Source organism: Vibrio sp. J383, assembly GCF_023503985.1.
Taxonomy (GTDB): Bacteria; Pseudomonadota; Gammaproteobacteria; order Enterobacterales; family Vibrionaceae; genus Vibrio; species Vibrio splendidus.
Genome location: NZ_CP097293.1, coordinates 2,724,164 through 2,745,208, shown reverse-complemented (window position 1 = coordinate 2,745,208; position 21,045 = coordinate 2,724,164). Strand labels below are relative to the sequence as shown.

Annotated in this window: 22 protein-coding genes; 19 read left to right on the top strand and 3 right to left on the bottom strand. The window is 44.1% G+C overall.

The features are described from left to right. The first annotated feature begins 573 nt into the window (after window positions 1-573). Window positions 574-1,518 carry a 23S rRNA pseudouridine(955/2504/2580) synthase RluC gene (gene rluC / locus M4S28_RS12310; protein WP_017078123.1) on the top strand — a complete coding sequence of 315 codons (945 nt, stop codon included), beginning with the start codon at window positions 574-576 and terminating at the stop codon, window positions 1,516-1,518. Window positions 1,519-1,778: 260 nt separating this feature from the next. Here the strand turns inward: rluC and M4S28_RS12305 are convergent, their stop codons facing one another. Continuing rightward, on the bottom strand, window positions 1,779-2,360 hold the full coding sequence (locus tag M4S28_RS12305; protein ID WP_054547254.1) for a Maf family protein: 582 nt from the start codon (window positions 2,358-2,360) through the stop codon (window positions 1,779-1,781). A 149-nt stretch (window positions 2,361-2,509) separates the two neighbouring features. Between M4S28_RS12305 and yceD the strand changes: the two genes are divergently transcribed. The 15 genes from yceD to M4S28_RS12230 all read left to right on the top strand — a co-directional run bounded on the left by yceD (window position 2,510) and on the right by M4S28_RS12230 (window position 15,623). After that, on the top strand, window positions 2,510-3,037 hold the full coding sequence (gene yceD, locus M4S28_RS12300; protein ID WP_004733994.1) for a 23S rRNA accumulation protein YceD: 528 nt from the start codon (window positions 2,510-2,512) through the stop codon (window positions 3,035-3,037). A 44-nt stretch (window positions 3,038-3,081) separates the two neighbouring features. Further along, window positions 3,082-3,252 (top strand): 50S ribosomal protein L32, encoded by a 171-nt coding sequence (gene rpmF, locus M4S28_RS12295; RefSeq protein WP_004737376.1) that lies wholly within the window; start codon window positions 3,082-3,084, stop codon window positions 3,250-3,252. 9 nt (window positions 3,253-3,261) lie between these two features. After that, window positions 3,262-4,287: a phosphate acyltransferase PlsX gene (gene plsX, locus M4S28_RS12290; protein WP_249631893.1), complete on the top strand. Its 1,026-nt coding sequence runs from the start codon at window positions 3,262-3,264 to the stop codon at window positions 4,285-4,287. A 5-nt stretch (window positions 4,288-4,292) separates the two neighbouring features. Further along, the gene (locus tag M4S28_RS12285) at window positions 4,293-5,243 is read left to right on the top strand and encodes a beta-ketoacyl-ACP synthase III (protein ID WP_249631892.1); all 951 of its coding nucleotides are present in this window, start codon (window positions 4,293-4,295) and stop codon (window positions 5,241-5,243) included. Between the two features lie 80 nt (window positions 5,244-5,323). Further along, window positions 5,324-6,247 carry an ACP S-malonyltransferase gene (fabD, locus tag M4S28_RS12280; RefSeq protein ID WP_249631891.1) on the top strand — a complete coding sequence of 308 codons (924 nt, stop codon included), beginning with the start codon at window positions 5,324-5,326 and terminating at the stop codon, window positions 6,245-6,247. A gap of 25 nt (window positions 6,248-6,272) precedes the next feature. Further along, complete coding sequence (gene fabG / locus M4S28_RS12275; protein ID WP_010437280.1) at window positions 6,273-7,007, top strand: 3-oxoacyl-ACP reductase FabG; 735 nt, start codon at window positions 6,273-6,275, stop codon at window positions 7,005-7,007. A 166-nt stretch (window positions 7,008-7,173) separates the two neighbouring features. Next, window positions 7,174-7,407 (top strand): acyl carrier protein, encoded by a 234-nt coding sequence (gene acpP / locus M4S28_RS12270; RefSeq protein ID WP_012603569.1) that lies wholly within the window; start codon window positions 7,174-7,176, stop codon window positions 7,405-7,407. A gap of 93 nt (window positions 7,408-7,500) precedes the next feature. Then, window positions 7,501-8,745, top strand: a complete 1,245-nt coding sequence (fabF, locus tag M4S28_RS12265) for a beta-ketoacyl-ACP synthase II (protein WP_004736554.1) — start codon at window positions 7,501-7,503, stop codon at window positions 8,743-8,745. A gap of 104 nt (window positions 8,746-8,849) precedes the next feature. Further along, window positions 8,850-9,728, top strand: coding sequence for an aminodeoxychorismate lyase (pabC, locus tag M4S28_RS12260; RefSeq protein ID WP_249631890.1), 879 nt, complete (start codon window positions 8,850-8,852; stop codon window positions 9,726-9,728). Beyond that, on the top strand, window positions 9,725-10,741 hold the full coding sequence (gene mltG / locus M4S28_RS12255) for an endolytic transglycosylase MltG (protein ID WP_249631889.1): 1,017 nt from the start codon (window positions 9,725-9,727) through the stop codon (window positions 10,739-10,741). Before pabC ends, mltG begins: the two co-directional genes overlap by 4 nt. Before the next feature lie 10 nt (window positions 10,742-10,751). Further along, on the top strand, window positions 10,752-11,384 hold the full coding sequence (gene tmk / locus M4S28_RS12250; RefSeq protein WP_102442254.1) for a dTMP kinase: 633 nt from the start codon (window positions 10,752-10,754) through the stop codon (window positions 11,382-11,384). Window positions 11,385-11,390: 6 nt separating this feature from the next. Continuing rightward, on the top strand, window positions 11,391-12,356 hold the full coding sequence (locus M4S28_RS12245; RefSeq protein WP_017078130.1) for a DNA polymerase III subunit delta': 966 nt from the start codon (window positions 11,391-11,393) through the stop codon (window positions 12,354-12,356). Then, window positions 12,347-13,114, top strand: a complete 768-nt coding sequence (locus M4S28_RS12240) for a TatD family hydrolase (RefSeq protein WP_017093784.1) — start codon at window positions 12,347-12,349, stop codon at window positions 13,112-13,114. Before M4S28_RS12245 ends, M4S28_RS12240 begins: the two co-directional genes overlap by 10 nt. Before the next feature lie 444 nt (window positions 13,115-13,558). Beyond that, window positions 13,559-14,989 (top strand): PTS glucose transporter subunit IIBC, encoded by a 1,431-nt coding sequence (gene ptsG / locus M4S28_RS12235; RefSeq protein WP_004736562.1) that lies wholly within the window; start codon window positions 13,559-13,561, stop codon window positions 14,987-14,989. A 229-nt stretch (window positions 14,990-15,218) separates the two neighbouring features. Then, on the top strand, window positions 15,219-15,623 hold the full coding sequence (locus tag M4S28_RS12230) for a hypothetical protein (RefSeq protein WP_017078132.1): 405 nt from the start codon (window positions 15,219-15,221) through the stop codon (window positions 15,621-15,623). 99 nt (window positions 15,624-15,722) lie between these two features. On the opposite strand, the gene M4S28_RS12225 is transcribed toward M4S28_RS12230, so the two are convergent. Further along, window positions 15,723-16,316 (bottom strand): porin family protein, encoded by a 594-nt coding sequence (locus tag M4S28_RS12225; protein ID WP_249631888.1) that lies wholly within the window; start codon window positions 16,314-16,316, stop codon window positions 15,723-15,725. A gap of 145 nt (window positions 16,317-16,461) precedes the next feature. Here M4S28_RS12225 and cydH point away from each other — a divergent pair, with 145 nt between their 5' ends. Continuing rightward, window positions 16,462-16,551 (top strand): cytochrome bd-I oxidase subunit CydH, encoded by a 90-nt coding sequence (gene cydH, locus M4S28_RS12220; RefSeq protein ID WP_102466665.1) that lies wholly within the window; start codon window positions 16,462-16,464, stop codon window positions 16,549-16,551. A gap of 41 nt (window positions 16,552-16,592) precedes the next feature. Continuing rightward, window positions 16,593-17,807, top strand: coding sequence for a patatin-like phospholipase family protein (locus tag M4S28_RS12215; protein WP_017088593.1), 1,215 nt, complete (start codon window positions 16,593-16,595; stop codon window positions 17,805-17,807). A gap of 177 nt (window positions 17,808-17,984) precedes the next feature. Here the strand turns inward: M4S28_RS12215 and pyk are convergent, their stop codons facing one another. Next, window positions 17,985-19,433 (bottom strand): pyruvate kinase, encoded by a 1,449-nt coding sequence (pyk, locus tag M4S28_RS12210; RefSeq protein ID WP_004736568.1) that lies wholly within the window; start codon window positions 19,431-19,433, stop codon window positions 17,985-17,987. Between the two features lie 319 nt (window positions 19,434-19,752). Here pyk and mlc point away from each other — a divergent pair, with 319 nt between their 5' ends. Continuing rightward, complete coding sequence (gene mlc, locus M4S28_RS12205) at window positions 19,753-20,970, top strand: sugar metabolism global transcriptional regulator Mlc (protein WP_017084008.1); 1,218 nt, start codon at window positions 19,753-19,755, stop codon at window positions 20,968-20,970. Window positions 20,971-21,045 lie beyond the last annotated feature (75 nt).

Below are 21,045 nucleotides of genomic sequence, written 5' to 3'. Positions count from 1 at the left end.
CGCTTTATTCGTTTCTCATGGTGCCAGATCCCATGGCTTTATCGGTGCAGCCTCCCGGCTGGAGTAGGGATGCTCTGGGGCACGTCAGTCATCATAGGGAGTTAGCCTATGATCCGCGATGTGGCGGTGAATACTCAACATGAGTGTACGTGAGTAGAGCGATAAGGAACTCAGTTGACCGTGTCTTACGCCGATTGCAGCACTGTCTAATCTGAGTCATCTACTCATTTACTTGCTTATGAATGGTTAGCTGTTTAAATATTAGTCAATCCATTGATAGCAGCTGTGAACTATAGCAGTGGTCGGTAAACACAGCAATCTGCTTTGTCGTAATGCGGTAAAAAAAACAGTTTTTGTTTGGGTTTTGATAGCTCTAACTCACTGTCTATAAATAATTTATCAATTGATATTTTAATTTGCAGGAAGCTTGGTGCTTTTTTGTTCGAAGAATCAAAGAAATATAGAACTTCAATGACCTTTTAGGGATAGATCGGCAGGGATTATAGATAAATAAGTTCAGAATAGGGTTAAGAAAATCTCAATTATCAAAAGTGACAGTGATACAATGTCCCAATGAGCGAAATTAGAACCCAAGTCCAATTTGTCGACATTGACGAAGATATGGCTGGTCAGCGTATTGATAACTTCTTACGCAACCAATTAAAAAACATCCCGAAAAGCATGATTTACCGAATCGTGCGTAAAGGCGAAGTCCGCGTAAATAAAAAACGCATCAAGGCTGAATACAAACTAAAAGCAGGTGATTTAGTTCGTATCCCGCCAGTCACTATTGAAGAGAAAACAGAAGAGAACGTGCCAAGCACGAAACTCAATAAGGTTTCTGAATTAGAACAGTGCATCATTTATGAAGATGATCACATGCTGATTCTGAATAAACCATCAGGCACTGCGGTTCATGGTGGTAGCGGGCTAAAGTTTGGCGCGATTGAAGCATTGCGTGCACTTCGCCCTGATGCTCGTTTTCTTGAATTAGTGCACCGTATTGATAGAGATACGTCTGGCATTTTGCTTGTTGCTAAGAAGCGCTCGGCGCTAAGACACCTTCAAGCACAGTTCCGTGAAAAAACGGTTCAAAAATACTACTTCGCTTTAGTGATGGGCGAATGGAAGAACAGCTGTAAAGTGGTTAATGCCCCTTTATTGAAAAATGAAGTAAACAGCATTGTTCGCGTTAACCCGAATGGTAAGGCTTCTGAAACTCGTTTTAAGGTTTTGGAAAAATTCCAAGATGCGACGTTAGTTCAGGCAAGCCCAATTACCGGCCGTACGCACCAAATTCGAGTACACGCTCAGTATACTGGCCACCCAATTGCTTGGGATGACCGTTACGGTGATCGTCGTTTTGATGCTTACACGGGTAAAGTAGGATTGAATCGTTTGTTCTTACATGCCGCCAACATTAAGTTTACCCACCCAGGTAGCGAAGAGAAGATGGATATCTCGGCTCCAATGGAAAAAAGGCTAGAAAGAGCACTCACTGGTCTACGTAAGCTTTAAGAAGATACGAGATACGAAAGGGTTAGCTGTTTCTAGCCTTACCTATCTACTAACAAAAAAGGTTGACGAAATTCGTCAACCTTTTTTGTTTTCATCTGTTGTCGAAGATCCCCAACTCGCTCGTTCCTCGCTCTTGAGGATGACGACTTTTTAAAGTCAGGTCCTACATCATGAGCTGATTGGATAATGTAGCTATCCTCGTCCTTCCCTAGACTGACGAAGGAAGGAGTAGGGAATCTCTAACAAAGAGAGGGTATCCGTTATAGTACGCTCATTCCTTGCGCTTCTAACATATCAACCAGATCGATCAGAGGTAGACCGATCAAGGTATTCGGGTCCTTACCTTCCATCTGTTTAAATAGCGCGATACCTAACCCTTCACACATAAAACTGCCCGCGCAGTAATAAGGCTGTTCTTTCTCAACATAAGAAATGATCTGCTGCTGTGTTAAATCACGGAAATGCACGATGAAGGTATCTAAACGAGTGTCGGCTTTATTGGTTTCACTGTTCCATACGGTTATCCCAGTATAAAAAGTGATGCTTTTACCGCTTTGGCGAGATAGCTGCTCAATCGCTTTTTCACGAGTGTGTGGTTTACCAATGATTTCTCCATCGATCACACACACTTGATCGGAACCAATCACTAGGCTTGGTTGTTCGACAGTACAAGACTTGGCTTTTGTCTCGGCAAGACGCATCACTAACTGTTGAGGTGTCTCTTCTGGAAGTGGTGTTTCATTGCAGTCAGGCTTCGCTGTGACAAAGTCTAACTGTAGTTTTTTGAGGATCTCTTGCCTAAATGGAGATGTAGAAGCTAAAACTAGTTGGTAATTTCTCATTTTAATTTACAATTCGTGTAAGCATTTAGTTCAGGATAACGTAACTTATCCTGCTATTCATAATGCTCTGAACAGGAAAGGTAGGAAAGTACATTTTTTTTGCCATTTCCTTTGACTAAACACGATTTGGAAGATAAGATTCGCGCCCTATGCAAAAGGAAAAAATACCGCGTACAGTTGATCCGGCAAGAACGGCTCAAAAACGACTCGATATGGATGGTATCATTCAAGTCAGTCTTTTGAAGCGTTTAACTGAAACAACTGAAGGCGTAAAACGTGACGCGCAAGTCTCAATGTCATTTGGGCTTGATGAACAACGATTAGTCGTTATCTCTGGTAAAGCTAACGTCGAAGTCGATTTAGAGTGTCAACGTTGTAATGAGGTTTTCGCACATGAGTGCGATGTCCAATTTACTTATACTCCTGTTTACAGCGAGAAAAGCGAAGAGGAAGCACCGGAAGAGTACGATTTGGTAGATCTGAACGAGTACGGTGAGTTAGACCTGATTCAATTAGTTGAAGACGAGTTCATCCTTGGATTGCCACAAATAGCAATGCACGACGATGCGAAATGTAGCGTTAACTCAAATAACTTGGTGTTTGGTGAACTTCCTGAAGAAATTGAGGAAGATAAAAAGCCGAATCCATTTGATGTTTTAAAAAACTTAAAGAAGTAACTTATTAGTAAGTATCTTTAAGAATTTACATAGGAGTAGGGTCAATGGCCGTACAAAAGAGCAAGAAATCACGTTCAATGCGTGGCATGCGTCGTTCACACGATGCGCTAACTACAGCTGCACTTTCTGTAGACGCAACTTCAGGTGAAACTCACCTACGTCACAACGTGACTGCCGAAGGTTTCTACCGCGGCAAAAAGGTTATCAACAAGTAAGGTTGACCTTTGCAAAATCTAACCGTTGCGCTTGATGCAATGGGCGGGGACTTCGGTCCTCGTGTAACAGTGCCTGCCGCCGTGCAGGCACTGTCGTATTTCCCAGAGCTAAAAGTCATTCTCATAGGTGATCGAAATACGATCACATCTCAATTATCTTCATTAGGTCGAATGCCTGATTCTCGTTTGAGTATCCAGCATTGTGATCGAGTCATTTCCAATTCTGAAAAACCTTCACTAGCCTTACGTAATAGTCAGGGTAGTTCTATGCGTGCTGCTATCGATCTGGTTGCCGAATCACAGGCTGATGCTTGTGTGAGTGGTGGTAACACTGGCGCACTGATGGCGTTATCTCGTTTCAGACTCAAACTCCTTCCTGGTATTGATAGGCCTGCATTGGTTTCAGCTTTGCCTACTGCTTCTGGCAACCGTACATGGATGCTTGATTTAGGAGCGAACGTTTCTAGTGACGCAGATTCACTGTTTCAGTTTGCTGTAATGGGCAGTGCATTGGCAGTACAACATTTAGGTCGCGCTCCACGTGTCGCTATCTTGAATATCGGTGCAGAAGAAATCAAAGGCAATGACCTTGTGAAACGATGCGCGGAAATGTTGTCTAATACTCAGTCTGTGAACTTCATAGGCTATATTGAAGGTAATCAATTACTTCAAGATGCTGCTGATGTCGTCGTATGTGATGGTTTTGTGGGCAATGTCTGCTTAAAAACGTGCGAAGGTACGGCTCAGCTCTTTATTGATAAGCTAAAAACGCGCATGATGGCTTCAACAATAAAGGGTTGGATCGCCAGAATGTTGTTTTCTGAGCTATTTACTGAATTAAAAACCTTGAACCCCGACCAGTATAACGGCGCAAGTTTGTTAGGATTGCGCGGCATTGTCATTAAAAGTCATGGAAGTGCTGATGTGTCTGCAGTCGTCAACGCGATTGGTGAAGCAGTACACGAGGTCAAACGACAAGTCCCCAGCCGCATTAGCGATCGTTTGGAAGCGGTTTTACTCGAGAGGCATTATTAGTCTTCATGTATAGCAAAATTTTAGGTACTGGCAGCTACTTGCCATCTCAGGTGCGTACTAACGCAGACTTAGAGAAAATGGTAGAGACTAGCGATGAGTGGATCGTTGCTAGAACAGGTATTAAAGAGCGTCGTATTTCAGCGGAAAACGAAACCGTTGCGGATATGGCGTTTTACGCTGCTGAGAATGCCATTGAGATGGCAGGTATCGACAAAGAAGATATTGATTTAATCATCGTTGCGACAACCAGCAGTAGCCATACATTCCCGTCTTCGGCATGTCAGGTACAAGGTAAGCTTGGTATCAAAGGCTGCCCTGCGTTTGATTTAGCTGCGGCGTGTTCTGGCTTTGTCTATGCACTGTCTGTTGCTGATCAACATATCAAGACTGGTATGTGTAAAAACGTTTTGGTAATCGGTGCGGATGCACTGTCAAAAACCTGTGATCCGACTGACCGCTCTACTATCATCTTATTTGGTGATGCTGCAGGCGCGGTGGTTGTAGGCGCAAGCGAAGAGCCAGGTATTTTGTCTACTCACATTTACTCTGATGGTAAATATGGTGAGCTTCTAAGCCTAGAAGTTCCAGAGCGTGGCGGTGATGCAGACAAATGGCTGCACATGGCGGGCAACGAAGTATTTAAAGTGGCGGTAACTCAGCTTTCTAAGCTAGTTAAAGACACATTAGCGGCGAACAATATGGATAAGTTAGAGCTTGATTGGTTAGTTCCACACCAAGCGAATTACCGTATTATTTCGGCAACCGCTAAAAAGCTGACGATGTCGCTTGATCAAGTTGTGATTACTCTTGATAAGCACGGCAATACGTCGGCAGCTACCGTACCAACGGCCCTTGATGAGGCTGTTCGCGACGGGCGAATTAAACGTGGTCAAACGCTTCTACTCGAAGCATTTGGCGGCGGCTTCACTTGGGGTTCTGCGTTAGTTAAATTCTAACTCCAAGCGATAATCAACAAACAAGGCACATTACTTATGTGCCTTATTCAATTTTTTGCTTTGCTTAAAGGAAAATTACAATGAGCAAATTTGCTATCGTATTCCCAGGCCAAGGCTCTCAAGCTATCGGTATGCTTGCTGACCTAGGCGAACAGTATGATGTTGTTAAAAAGACATTTGCTGAAGCTTCAGAAGCACTTGGTTACGATCTATGGGCATTGGTTCAAGATGGTCCAGTAGAAAATCTAAATGAAACTTTCCGTACTCAACCAGCTCTACTCACTGCGTCTGTTGCAATCTGGCGTGTATGGCAAGAGCTTGGTCTAGAGCAACCTGCAAACCTAGCAGGCCACAGCCTAGGCGAATACTCTGCACTCGTGTGTGCGGGTGTTATCGACTTTAAAGAAGCGATCAAGCTGGTTGAGCTACGTGGTCAACTGATGCAAGAAGCGGTTCCTGCTGGCGTTGGTGCAATGTACGCAATCATCGGTCTAGATGATGAAGCGATTGCTAAAGCGTGTGAAGAAGCGGCACAAGACGAAGTTGTGTCTCCAGTTAACTTCAACTCACCAGGCCAAGTTGTTATCGCGGGTAACAAAGCAGCAGTAGAGCGTGCTGGTGCACTATGTAAAGAAGCAGGCGCTAAACGTGCTCTTCCTTTACCTGTATCTGTGCCGTCTCACTGTGCCCTTATGAAGCCTGCAGCAGACAAGCTAGCGGTTGCTCTAGAAGCTCTAGAGTTCAACGCGCCGGCACTGCCTGTTATCAATAACGTCGATGTTATTGCTGAAACAGACCCTGCAAAAATCAAAAGCGCACTTGTTCGTCAGCTATACAGCCCAGTTCGTTGGACTGAAGGTGTACAAGCGATGAATGAGCAAGGCGTTGAAAAGCTACTAGAATTTGGCCCAGGTAAGGTTCTTACTGGTCTAACAAAACGTATTGTTAAAACTATGACAGCTGCTGCAGTTAATGACACTGCATCACTAGACGCTGCTAAGTAAATAACCAATTAATAGAGAAGTTATGATGAATTTAGAAGGCAAAGTTGCACTAGTTACAGGCGCAAGCCGTGGCATCGGTCGTGCAATCGCTGAGCTTTTAGTTGAGCGTGGTGCTAAAGTTATCGGTACTGCTACGTCTGAAGGCGGCGCTGCTGCAATCAGCGAGTACCTTGGTGAGAACGGTAAAGGTCTTGCTCTTAATGTCACTGATGTTGACTCAATTGCTGCTACACTGAAAACCATCAACGATGAATTCGGTGCGATTGACATTCTAGTGAACAACGCTGGTATCACTCGTGATAACCTTCTTATGCGTATGAAAGACGATGAATGGAATGACATCATTGATACTAACCTAACGCCTATCTTCCGCATGTCTAAAGCTGTATTGCGTGGCATGATGAAGAAGCGTCAAGGCCGTATCGTAAACGTTGGTTCTGTAGTAGGTACTATGGGTAACGCTGGTCAAGCTAACTACGCAGCAGCAAAAGCTGGTGTGATTGGTTTCACTAAATCAATGGCTCGTGAAGTTGCGTCTCGTGGTATTACAGTGAACACTGTAGCGCCAGGTTTCATCGAAACAGACATGACTAAAGCGCTAAATGATGACCAACGTGCAGCAACTTTGGCGAATGTACCAGCAGGTCGACTAGGTGACCCTCGCGAAATCGCTGAAGCTGTGGTATTTTTGGCGTCACCTGCGGCAGCTTATATCACAGGTGAAACACTTCACGTCAATGGCGGTATGTACATGGTGTAAATTATGTGCAACATTTGTGCATGATTTAAGTCAAGATCATACGTAATTTCGGTTAAAATCGTGAAAATTGTGGTTTGACCAGAAAAGTTGACCTTGCAACTTTCAATAGATTGAATAAACTACGGAAAACATCGCATAAAGCGAACTCTGTAAAGGAAAAGAAAAAATGAGCAACCTCGAAGAACGCGTAAAGAAAATCATTGTTGAACAGCTAGGTGTAGACGAAGCTGAAGTTAAAAACGAAGCTTCTTTCGTTGATGACCTAGGTGCAGATTCTCTAGACACAGTTGAGCTAGTAATGGCTCTAGAAGAAGAATTCGACACTGAAATCCCAGATGACGAAGCTGAGAAAATTACTACTGTTCAAGCTGCTATCGATTACGTAACTAGCGCTCAGTAATAATCTCTCCCAGGCGGTCACCTTGACCGCCTGTGTTTTATCTAACTCATCTATCCTCATCTTAAATCACCTCAATCCCCGGAGTGTAATATCGTGTCCAAGCGTCGTGTAGTTGTCACTGGCATGGGTATGTTGTCGCCGGTAGGCAACACTGTAGAATCTTCTTGGAAAGCCCTGCTAGCTGGTCAAAGTGGTATCGTTAATATCGATCATTTTGATGCAACCAATTTCTCAACTCGTTTTGCAGGTCTAGTTAAAGACTTTAACTGCGAAGAGTATATGACTAAAAAAGATGCTCGTAAGATGGACTTGTTCATCCAGTACGGCGTCGCAGCAGGTATTCAAGCTTTAGATGATTCAGCCCTAACTATTACTGAAGAAAACGCTCCTCGTGTAGGCGTTGCTATCGGTTCTGGTATTGGTGGTCTTGGTTTGATCGAAGCCGGTCACAAGGCTCTAACTGAAAAAGGCCCTCGTAAAATCAGCCCGTTTTTCGTACCGTCGACGATCGTGAATATGATTGCGGGTCACATGTCTATCATGCGTGGCCTACGCGGTCCAAACATCGCGATCTCTACAGCATGTACGACTGGCCTACATAACATTGGCCACGCGGCTCGTATGATTGCATACGGCGATGCTGACGCAATGCTAGCGGGTGGTGCTGAAAAAGCATCTACACCACTAGGTATGGGCGGTTTTGGTGCGGCTAAAGCATTGTCTACTCGTAACGATGAGCCTCAAAAAGCTTCTCGTCCATGGGACAAAGGCCGTGACGGCTTCGTTCTTGGTGACGGTGCAGGCATGATGGTTCTTGAAGAGTATGAGCATGCTAAAGCTCGTGGCGCTAAGATTTACTGTGAGCTAGTTGGCTTCGGTATGTCGGGTGACGCTTACCACATGACATCTCCAAGTGAAGATGGCTCTGGTGGTGCACTAGCAATGGAAGCGGCTATGCGTGATGCTGGCATTACTGGTGAACAAATCGGTTATGTTAACGCGCACGGTACCTCGACTCCTGCAGGTGACGTAGCGGAAGTTAAGGGCATCAAGCGTGCTCTTGGCGAAGCAGGCAGCAAGCAAGTCTTGGTTTCTTCTACGAAATCAATGACAGGCCACCTTCTAGGTGCTGCAGGTTCTGCTGAAGCGATCATCACAGCGATGTCTCTAATTGATCAAATTGTTCCACCAACAATCAATTTAGATGATCCTGAAGAAGGCTTAGATATTGACTTAGTACCCCACACTGCGCGTAAAGTTAGCGGTATGGAATATGCTGCATGTAACTCATTCGGTTTCGGTGGTACAAACGGCTGTTTGATCTTCAAAAAGATTTAATCATCTTATTAAAGATGTAAACATTCGTAGATAGTCATAATTAGACTTGTTTTTAAACGGCTTGATGCTTTAGCATTGAGCCGTTTCTTTTTATGGGGAAAAACATGTTTTGGGTTGATGGAGAAAGCCAGCAAACTGTCGATATCTTGGATCGTTCGTTCCAGTACGGGGATGGTTGTTTTACCACCATGCTTGTCCAAGAGGGTCAGGTTCAGCATTTTTATGATCATCAATGTCGTGTCGACGAATGCCTTAAAGCGTTACGTATTCCAACACTTGATTGGGATGTTGTTAGCCTTTGGATCGATAATGCACTTCAACATATCCAAGATAACGATCTTCATGGAACAAAGAGCCTTTATGGTTCAAAGATCGTTCATGATACAAACAAGCCTCATAATCAAAAAGCTGGGATAAAGCTACACGTTAGCCGTGGGGCCGGCGGTCGTGGCTACAGTACCAAGAACATCGCCAAGCCAACGATAACCATCAGTACATTTGATTTCCCTAGTCATTATTCAGCGTGGCAAGATTCTGGTGTAGAACTCGGTATCTGCCAACAAGCACTAGGTTTGAACCCATTGCTCGCAGGCCATAAGCACAATAATCGTCTTGAGCAGATCTTGATGAAAGATGAAATGGATCAGGCCGATGAAGCTGATGGTGTAGTTCTTGATATCTCGGGCAATGTGATTGAAACCACCATGGCCAATCTGTTTTGGCGCAAAGGACAGATGATATATACACCTCAACTCACGCAAAGTGGTGTGGCGGGGGTTATGCGTAAGCAAGTGTTAACCGCGCTGAATCAAGCTGAACTTTCCGTTACAATTAGTGACTACTGCTTATCTCAACTCATGCAAGCTGATGAGATTTTCATGACCAACTCCATCTTAGGGGTTGCCCCCGTTACCCGTATTAGTGATACCCAATTCAACATTGGAACCGTTACTCGTAGCCTTCAAGGACAACTAAACTCGTGATCAAAAAGTTATTTATTTTTATTACCTTGTGCTTAATCGCAGCCGCTGCTGCTGGTTTTTATGTTTACAACCAAGCGCAAGATAACCTGAAACAAGTTATTCAATTAGAAAAACCGCAGGTGGTTACCGTTGCTTCAGGTAGCAGCTTTAACCGTGTTCTAGCACAGTTGATTAACGAGGGGCTTTTTGAGGCTTCTCCTTACGAGAAATTAATCCGTAAGTTACATCCTGAGCTTGTAGACGTAAAAGCAGGCACGTTCTTGCTCGAACCGGGTTTAACGCTAGAGCAAGCTTTGCAAGTACTTGTCGAAGGAAAAGAGCACCAATTTACTATTACGTTTGTAGAAGGCAGTCGTTTTGACGAATGGCTTGTTCAGCTCCAAGAAAGCGAATTCATCCAGCAGACGTTGGATGGTGTCTCTGAACAAGAGGTCGCTGAAAAGTTGGGTATCGAAAATGAAAAGCTAGAAGGCCTTTTCTTAGCGGAAACATACCACTATACCTACGGCACAACGGATTTAGATTTGTTGAAACGTGCCCACCGAGATCTGATGAACGTGGTCAATGATGAGTGGGAAAATAGAGCCGATAAACTGCCTCTTAAATCGCCATATGAAGCGCTAATTCTTGCGTCTATCATTGAGAAAGAGACTGCAGTAGCGTCAGAACGTGAACGTGTGTCTTCTGTGTTTGTTAATCGCTTGAACAAGCGTATGCGTTTGCAAACTGACCCAACGGTTATCTACGGCATGGGCGACAGTTACAAAGGCAATATACGTAAGAAAGACTTACGTACTCCAACGCCATACAACACTTATACAATGAGTGGTTTACCACCGACGCCTATTGCAATGGCGGGCAAAGCGTCTATCAATGCTGCGCTGAATCCAGAGAAGAGCAACTACCTGTATTTCGTTGCGAGTGGAACCGGCGGTCACGTATTTTCAAAGAGTTTGACTGAGCATAACCGTGCAGTACGAGCTTACTTAAAGCAATTAAGAAAAAACAAATAAAGAAATAATTATGAATCAGTCGAAATTTATCGTAGTTGAAGGCCTTGAAGGTGCTGGCAAAAGTACAGCAATCAATGCCATCGTTGAGACATTAAAAGCATCGGGTGTTGAAGATATCGTCAATACTCGTGAGCCGGGTGGCACTGTCTTAGCTGAAAAGATGCGCTCATTGGTTAAAGAAGAGCACGAAGGTGAGAAGCTTCAAGATATGACGGAACTATTGCTGATGTACGCGGCACGTGTTCAATTAGTCGAGAACGTCATCAAGCCTGCACTCGACAGTGGTAAATGGGTGTTGGGTGATCGTCATGATATGTCATCTCAAGCTTATCAAGGTGGTGGTCGTCAGATCGCACGCACTACGATGGAATCACTGAAAGAAACCACGCTAGGCGGTTTTAAGCCAGATCTAACGCTATATTTGGACCTAGACCCTAGAGTAGGACTAGAGCGTGCTAGAGGCCGCGGTGAGCTTGATAGAATTGAAAAAATGGACATCTCATTTTTCGATCGCACGCGTGAGCGTTACTTAGAAATTGCAGGGCAAGACGATTCTGTACTCGTGATTAATGCGCAGCAAGAAATTGAGCAAGTAGCCGCTGATATTAAAGTCGCGCTCAGTGCTTGGCTCAATAAACAGTAGGTAGTCATGGCTGAAGTGTATTCTTGGCTCACACCGGTATGGAGTGAGTGGAAAAAAAGTCTCGATGCAGAGCGTTTTCCTAACTCTGTGATTGTTAATGCACCGGAAGGGCTCGGCGTTGATGCGCTGATTAGCCAACTTACCGATGCATTGATGTGTACTAATTACGAAAGCGAGTCGTGTGGATTTTGCCACAGTTGTGAATTGATGAAGTCGGGGAGTCATCCGGATTTCCATGTGATTGAACCTGAGAAAGAAGGTAAATCGATTACCGTTGACCAAGTACGTGCGAGTAACCGCTGGGCTCAACAATCGTCCCAGTTAGGTGGTTTGCGCGTTATCTTGCTTAACCCTGCAGAGGCGATGAACGAATCGGCGTCGAATGCATTGCTGAAAACTCTAGAAGAGCCATCAAGTAAGTGTATCTTCATTCTTTCTACTCGTAACAGTAATCGCTTAATGCCGACTATTATTAGCCGCTGTCAGCAATTCAATGTGGTTAGCCCACAGTTGGATACTGGATCGACTTGGCTCGATGGGGAAGTAGGTAAAGCGGTTCCGCAGTATATTCTAGCGCTCAATGACAACGCGCCTTTGAAAGCGAAAGCCATGTTTGAGCAAGGCGGTGTTGAAGCCTCAACAAAAGTGCTCGATGGCTTTGTCAATGTAATCAAAGGCACTCAACCTGACATGCTGAAGTTTTCCACAGAGCTTAGTAAAGACCCTTTGGTTCAACTAGGCTGGCTATGGCACTTACTGTCTGACGTGCAAAAGCTGCATTTTGCTTTGGCGAATCAGGCGATGACTCCGAGTGCGAAAGCTTTGGTTGAGGTAATGTCTTATCAAAGTGCTTACGCAGCATCGAATAAACTGTTGATATTGATTGAGCAGTTAAAGCAACACCCCGGGCTCAATACGGAGCTACTCATAATGAACTGGCTGATTGCCACTTGCGAGGAAACATGTTCGTAGATTCCCACTGTCATTTAGACAAACTGGATTACCAAGATTTACACACCAGTGTAGAAGACGTGGTTAATAAGGCGAAGGCAGCAAACGTAGACCAACTGCTTTCTGTCGGTGTGACATTAGACTCGTTTGAAAATATGCTTGAGATGATCTCGCCGTTCGATAACGTTAAAGCTTCTTGTGGCGTTCACCCTCTCGATGTAGAGAGCGATTTCTGTCTAGAAAGAATGCGTGAGTATGCGAGCAATCCAAAGGTTGTGGCGATAGGTGAGACAGGCTTAGATTATCACTACCAGCCAGAGACGGCAGAACTACAACAGCTTAGGTTCAAGCAGCACGTTGAGTTGGCTGTTGAGCTTAATAAACCTTTGATCATCCACACGCGTAACGCGCGTGAAGATACGTTAGCTATTTTACGCGATGGTGGAGCAGAGAAGTGCGGCGGTGTGATTCATTGCTTTACTGAAGATCAAGCGTTCGCCGAAGCGGCAATGGAGTTAGGTTTTTATATCTCGATCTCAGGTATTGTGACCTTTAAACAAGCCACAGAACTTAAAGATGTTGTGAAAAACCTACCGCTAGATAGGTTGCTGATCGAGACGGATTCGCCATACTTGGCTCCGATTCCATATCGAGGTAAACAGAATCAGCCTGCATATGTGGTCGAAGTGGCGGCTTATATCGCGCAGTTGAAAGGGCTGTCAATGAAAGAGGTTGCTGAACAAACAACCAAAAATTACCGAAAACTTTTTTTGCGATAAAAAACTAACTAAACAAATAAAAGGGAGCGAAAGCTCCCTTTTTGTGTTTTTGATCACCAAAAGTACGTTTTTTTTTAATGTTTACTAATTATGTTGAACTTGAGAGCACTATTTACATCATTTGTAATTTTGTTACTAAAAATAACATTAGCTCCTATTTTATTTACCCAGTAAAATAATGCACCTATCAAAAAATATATTTATATTTCAATGATTTAATGTCTTGTAAAGCATTGCATTTCTAGATTTGACATGTGATCCAAGACGTGTTTTGAAACTAAATTTCGTAAGTGACTAGAAAGTTAGTTCCGCATCAATATATATTTAGCGGCAGAAAATATAATGCAATACATGGTTACATTTTCACTGGGTGCTAACATATAGGCTACGGGGGTGTGCCGTTAGAACCCATGTAATTATTTTATCTTTATCAGGAGCATAAACATGTTTAAGAACCTTTTTGCTAACCTGCAGAAAGTTGGTAAGTCTCTGATGCTACCAGTATCAGTTTTACCAGTTGCGGGTATTTTGCTAGGTGTCGGTGCAGCAGACCTTCCTTTCATTCCAGAAATTGTTTCAAACTTAATGGAACAAGCGGGTGGTTCAGTATTCGGTCAAATGGCACTACTGTTCGCAGTAGGTGTAGCACTTGGCTTTACTAATAACGACGGCGTAGCGGGTCTAGCTGCTATCGTTGGTTACGGCATCATGACTGCTACACTTGGCGTAATGGCTGGTGTAATGGGCGTTGATAAAATCGATACTGGTGTACTAGGTGGTATCCTAGTCGGTGGTGTTGCTGCTTGGGCATTCAACCGTTTCTTCCGTATTCAACTACCAGAGTACCTAGGCTTCTTCGCTGGTAAGCGTGCCGTGCCAATCATCACAGGTTTCTCTGCGATTGGTCTAGCAATCCTACTATCTGTAGTATGGCCACCAGTTGGCGGCGCTATCTCTGCGTTCTCTGATTGGGCTGCTCACCAAAACCCACAAGTGGCGTTTGGTATCTACGGTATCGTTGAGCGTTCTCTAATTCCATTTGGTCTTCACCACGTTTGGAACGTACCTTTCTTCTTTGAAGCTGGTACTTGTGTAAACGCTGCTGGCGAAACTCAAAACGGTGTTCTTACTTGTTACCTAGTTGCTGATGACGCATCTCGTGCAGCGGGCAATGGCTTCGGTCAGCTAGCTGGTGGTTACATGTTCAAGATGTTCGGTCTACCTGCTGCTGCAATCGCAATTGCACACTCAGCTAAGCCTGAAAACCGCGCTAAAGTAATGGGCATCATGGCTTCTGCTGCGTTGACTTCATTCCTAACGGGTATCACTGAACCAATCGAATTCTCATTCCTATTCGTTGCTCCAGTACTGTACGCAATCCACGCTCTACTAGCTGGTTCTGCATACGTTCTTGCGAACACTCTAGGTTTTGTACACGGTACATCTTTCTCACACGGTCTAATCGACTTCCTAGTTCTATCTGGCAACGCGTCTAAGATGGGCCTAATGGTTGTATGTGGTATTGGTTACGCTGCAATTTACTACATTGTATTCCGCACTGTGATTAAAGCACTTGACCTTAAAACTCCAGGTCGCGAAGACGAGTCAGAAGACGACATCGTTGCAACTGGTACAGAGCTTGCTGGTGAGTTAGTTGCTGCATTCGGTGGCAAAGCGAACATCACTGGTCTTGACGCTTGTATTACTCGTCTACGTGTTGCAGTAGCTGATACAGAAGCTGTTGACCAAGACAAACTGAAGAAACTAGGCGCAGCTGGTGTTGTTGTAGTTGCTGGTGGCGTACAAGCTATCTTCGGTACTAAGTCTGACAACCTTAAGACAGATATGGATGAGTGGATCCGTAACAACGGTTAATTCACTGATTCAATAAATTGAAAGGAGGCCGAAAGGCCTCCTTTTTTGTTTTCTGCTCTATGAAAGACCTTTCTGCGTTTAATCCCCATCAACTCAGAGAGTTACCGCTCAACTCGATCAATTGATGGTCGTTCCCAAATTTTTCGTGTCTTTTATCTTTTACCTAGCGATGACACCTTTCGCTGAGATTCCAGTAAACTCCCTTTTTTAAACACAGTCTGAGAATATTATGAAACATCGTTACTTGATTGGCCTTATGTGCTGCAGTGGGATTTCGTTCGCTCACGCTTCTGAAGCTCCAAACCTAGAAGTTGGTTTAGCCCTCGACCAAGATTTAAGTGTCGTTGTTGAGTTTGATCAAAAGTATCGTGCAACCGTTGGTAACGATGGTGCCGCATTTGACTATATTTTTAAGCGTGGTCAGTTTGAAACTGAAGCGCCTTTAAGTTGGTATGTTGGTGCAGGTGCTTGGGCTGAATGGAATGACGATTTTGGTTTGCGTTTGCCGCTAGGCGTGAAAGTGAATTTCTATGAAGGTTGGAATGCTTACGCACAAGTTCACCCTGAGCTCGACATGTACAAAGGTGTTGAGTTACAAGTAGGCGGCGCACTAGGTGTGACCTACAAGTTCTAAGTTGAACTGAAAACCGTTTTTATAATGAAAAAGCCAGCATCAAGCTGGTTTTTTCATTTCCTTAGAATACTTCTAGTCTAAAGACTTATTGATCCAATATTAGAAGGTAAAACTCAATCCGACATTGGCTTGGAATTGGTTCATCCAGTCAGTATCAAAGCGGATGATACAGTCTTGGCCATTGCTCGGTACGTTACAAACACCAGAGGTGTCGTTGTCGACCACAGTACCTAGCCAACGTAATTGTGTATTTAACGCTAAGCGGTTACTGAATTTGTACTCTAAGCCACCAAAGATAGAAGTTGAGAACCCATATTTATCTTTCGCCCAATCTACATCAACGTAAGAAGCACCAAGACCTAACCCTAGATATCCTGACAACGCAGAGGAAGCAGGGTAGTAGATACTGCTTTGAAAGTGAAGGTATTGGATGGAAGAGCTTAGGTTGAGCGTTTCTAATTCAGAGCTCTGATTTGAATAGAAAAAGCCGATACGTCCTTTCTCAAGTGGCGTTTCAATCGCAAAGGTATAGTTTTCCGAACCTTTCATATCATACGTTTTACCATCCTGGTCTTCGACACTACCGCCTCCGGTATAACCCACCATCGGGGTAATGATGATCTCCGGCGAAGCATACACGCTCGAAACGGAGAAAAGTGCAATCAGTGCCATCATATTTGCTTTGTTATTCATGAGTATATCCTTATCCATACACTTACTAATTGTGATGGTTACATCAATATTGTGCGACTAATTTCGACGATTCTTGAAGATACTTCACACACCTGATAGAACTTATATAGAGACTCGACAAATTAATAATAAGCCAGAGGTGTCTATGGACCATAATCTGAAAAATGCTCTACAAATAACAGTGATCATCTATACCATCATTCTTTCATTTGGTTTTATTGCGATTGGTAGCTAATACCATCTATTGCGAGGCTGAGTTTTTATACTCAGGGAATCATGAATAGTGGGATTATAACCAATATTGATTCGGCAATAGACTTAGATTACTACGCTAAGTTTATTGCTGGAAAAACAGCACTGGTTGCCCAAGGCGGCGGACAGCGAAGTATTTTTACGGCTGGTGTGCTGGACGCATTTCTTCTTTCTAATTTTGACCCTTTCGACGAATTCTTTGGCACCTCAGCGGGTGCGCTTAATTTGTGTGCCTATCTGTGTCGTGATAAAGGGCTAGGTCGTTCTTTCGTTCTTGATTTAACGACGGCTCCAGAATTCTTCAATCTTTTCTCTTATATACGAAAGCGACAGAACTTAGGTTTAGAGTGGGCCTTAGAACAGATCATGGCTTACCCATACAAGCTTGATCTTGATTTGGGACGACAAACCTTAGGTGATCGCCATTTCTCTGCGGCAGTAACGGATTCTAAAGATTTACGAGACCATTATTTTCCTCTGATGGGAGAAGACTGGTACAAAGTGATGATTGCGACCTGTGCCATCCCTCGTCTGTACAATGATGAAATTTTCATTGGTGACAGTGCTTATGTTGACGGTGGCGTGTCTGCGTCTATTCCTGTGCAAGAAGCATGGCGTAGGCAAGCTCGATCGATAGTCGTGATACGTACTGAGCCTGTATTGGAAGAGGGAGCCGAGCTATCCAAGGAGATTCAAGGTAAACATGCCTTAATGAAAGCACCTAAGCCTATATCGGCTGAGGAGTTGGAATGGTTCCGTGAGTCGTTTGATAGTGTGCAAGATCATTGGCAACAAAAAGTAGAACAATGGAAAACAGATTGGACGTCATTCTTTCAGCAGCAAATTCTCCGTTCAAAGGAGCAAAAGCGCGATAGAGGGCACCTTGACCTGCTCAATGGTGGACGATGGCTATTTGGTGCTGATGATATTTATCGTTTAAGTCATTTGATTGGCGATAAGTTTGATTCTGGCTTAGCTGACATGTTGATGGTTCATTATCAGACCTACTCATTAACTCAGAACTTTTTGAACTCTCCACCGGACGATGCGTTTGTTGTTCAAATTGCACCCAGCAAACCGCTTAAGTCGAGCTCTTTGATGAGTGACAAGGAAGATTTGTTGTACGATTACGACTTAGGTTTAGAGGCGGGTTACCGATTTGTAGAAACCTATACTTCAACGGAAAACGCTCGCAGCTCACATATGCCACAGTTGGCGACTTGCGCTGCTGATAAATAATGTTCGAAATTGCTAAGTAATATTCGAAATTGATAAGTAATACTCGAATTTGAAAGTTAGTACGCAATGAGCTAACAAGGTTCTGAAGTGAAAAAGGGTTACTGAACTTAGTTCAATAACCCTTTTTTGATCTTGGCTGGGTCGCTGATCAACGAACTGACCTAAAACACCAACTGATTAAGTGACAGGTAAGATTCTCATGCAGTTGGTTGAGCCCGCCACATCCATAATGTCGCCTTGAGTGACGATCACGAGATCGCCAAACTTAAGATGCTCTTTCTCTTTTAGGCAAGTGAGCGTAGATAGGGCAATGTCAAAGCTATCCTCCGCTTCTGTCTCGAAGTAGATAGGTGTCACACCGCGGTATAAGGTGCAGCGATTAAGTGTTCCTTCGTTACGAGACAGCGCGTAGATAGGCATATCAGCACTTAGACGAGACATCATCAGTGCAGTACGGCCTGACTCGGTGAGAGTGACTACGCCCTTAATGCCTTCCATATGGTTTGCAGAGTAGATGGTTGCCATTGAGACAGTTTCTTCGGCGGTGACAAAAGTACGGTCAATACGGTAATTGGATTGGTTATTAATGCCCGCCATTTTCTCTGCGCCAATACAGACTTCTGCCATCGATTTTACGGTTTCAACCGGGTAATCACCGGCAGCGGTTTCACCTGAAAGCATGACCGCATCTGTTCCATCAAGTACCGCATTGGCAACGTCCATCACTTCGGCACGGGTTGGCATTGGTGCTGAGATCATTGATTCCATCATCTGAGTTGCGGTGATGACGGTTCTGTTAAGCGCTCTAGCACGGCGTATAAGCTGTTTTTGTACTCCGACCAATTCAGGGTCGCCAATCTCTACTCCGAGGTCACCACGAGCCACCATGACCACATCTGAGGCCATTATGATGTCATCCATGTTCTCAACAGTGGCTACCGTCTCTGCTCGCTCTACTTTTGCTACAAGGTGAGCTTCTAAGCCCGCTTCTCGTGCAAGCTGACGAGCGTAGTGCATGTCTGCGCCGTTGCGTGGGAAAGACACTGCGAGGTAATCCACTTTGATTTGGGCTGCGGTGACGATGTCGCGCTTATCTTTTTCTGTCAGCGCTTCTGCGGAAAGGCCACCGCCTTTTTTATTGATGCCTTTGTTATTTGACAGTGGGCCGCCAATGATGACTTCTGTATGAACGCGACAGCCTTCCACTTCGGTCACTTTCAGCTGAACACGACCATCGTCGAGTAACAGGATGTCGTTAGCTGAAACGTCGTTAGGTAATTCTTTATAATCAAGACCGACCGCTTGTTGGTTGCCTGCACCTAAACCTAGGCTACTGTCGAGAGTGAATTTGTCACCCACAGCAAGTTGGATTTTGCCATCTTTGAATGTCGATACTCGAATCTTGGGGCCTTGTAAGTCACCGAGAATAGCGATTTGAGTGCCAAGTCTTTTTGCAATTGCTCTGACGTTTTCTGCGCGTTGTATATGGTCGTCGCTGGTGCCGTGAGAGAAGTTCATACGGACGACATTGGCACCGGCTTTGATGATCTCTTCAAGCACGTTACCTTTATCAGTAGAAGGGCCTAGCGTTGTGACGATTTTCGTTTTTCTTAATTCGGCTGTCATGAATACTCCTAGAGTGAGGCCAAGTAATCTTTCAAAAGACTGAATTAAGTATATGCATTAATTGATTATTTATTGGGAGCTAGGGAGATATTTCATTATTTGTCTCTAATTATTGAATTCAGGGCTCAATAACGATGTTTTATTCTGAAAATTAAGTCTCAATTTATCGATTTTGGTGTTAATTTTCCTCGAACTATTTGACTCGATACACAAAGATTCATGTATATACGTGATACTGGTCACGGCGATATACCAAGTGACTTCACAATTACTTCGCAAAGTAAAAAAATTAACTCGTTGATGATTTCTGGAGCGTAAAATGTACATGGCTCAACCGGGCCATATTGATCATATCAAACAGGTCAATGCTGGTCGTGTATATAAACTAATTGACCTTAAAGGTCCTATTTCTCGTATCGATCTGTCCAAGCAAAGTGAGTTGGCTCCGGCGAGTATTACTAAAATTACCCGTGAACTCATTGAAGCTCACCTTATTCACGAAACGACGGTTCAAGAAGCCACGACTCGTGGGCGTCCTGCTGTCGGTCTGCAAACCAATAACGAAGGTTGGCAGTTTCTGTCGATGCGTCTTGGTCGCGGATACTTGACGATCGCGCTCCATGAATTGGGCGGCGACGTGCTTATCGATACCAAGATTGATATTCATGAACGTGACCAAGATGATGTGCTTGCGCGTCTTCTACATGAAATTGATGAATTTTTCCAAACCTATGCTGAGCAACTCGATAGGGTAACAAGCATTGCGGTTACGCTACCGGGTCTTGTGAATTCTGAGCAAGGTATTGTGTTGCAGATGCCGCACTACAACGTTAAAAATTTAGCGTTGGGTCCTGAGATTTACAAAGAAACAGGTCTGCCTGTCTTTATTGCCAATGATACCCGAGCTTGGGCATTAGCAGAGAAGCTGTTTGGTCACTCACAAGACAACGATAATTCAGTTCTTATCTCGATTCACCATGGTGTAGGTGCTGGGATCATCCTTGACGGCCGAGTGTTGCAAGGTCGCCACGGTAATATCGGTGAACTTGGGCATATCCAGATCGATAAGCAGGGCAAACTTTGCCATTGTGGTAACCGAGGCTGCTTAGAAACAGTCGCGAGTTCTCAGGCGATCCGTGATCAAGTGAAAGAGCGACTGGCTAATGGTGAAGCATCGTCCTTAACTGTGTTTGAAGATGTCACTATTGAACAGATCTGTGCTGCCGCTGCTGATGGCGATCCATTGGCTGTTGAAGTTATTGAACAGCTAGGTCGTTACTTAGGTGCCGCGATAGCGATTGTGATTAACCTTTTCAACCCTGAGAAAATCTTGGTGGGTGGTGTTATCAATCAGGCTAAAAGCGTGTTGTACCCTGCGATTCAAAAGTGTATCGAAGAGCAGAGTTTATCGGTTTACCATCAAGATTTAGAGCTGGTGGAATCTCGATTCTATAAACAAGCCACCATGCCTGGTGCTGCGCTTGTTAAACAAGCTTTATATGATGGCCAACTGTTAATGAAAGTTGTTGAAGGTTAACACCTTATACTCGTCTTTTAGACTCACCCGAAACCTTTCCATGTACTTAAGCTTTGTATAACATCATTTGTTGTA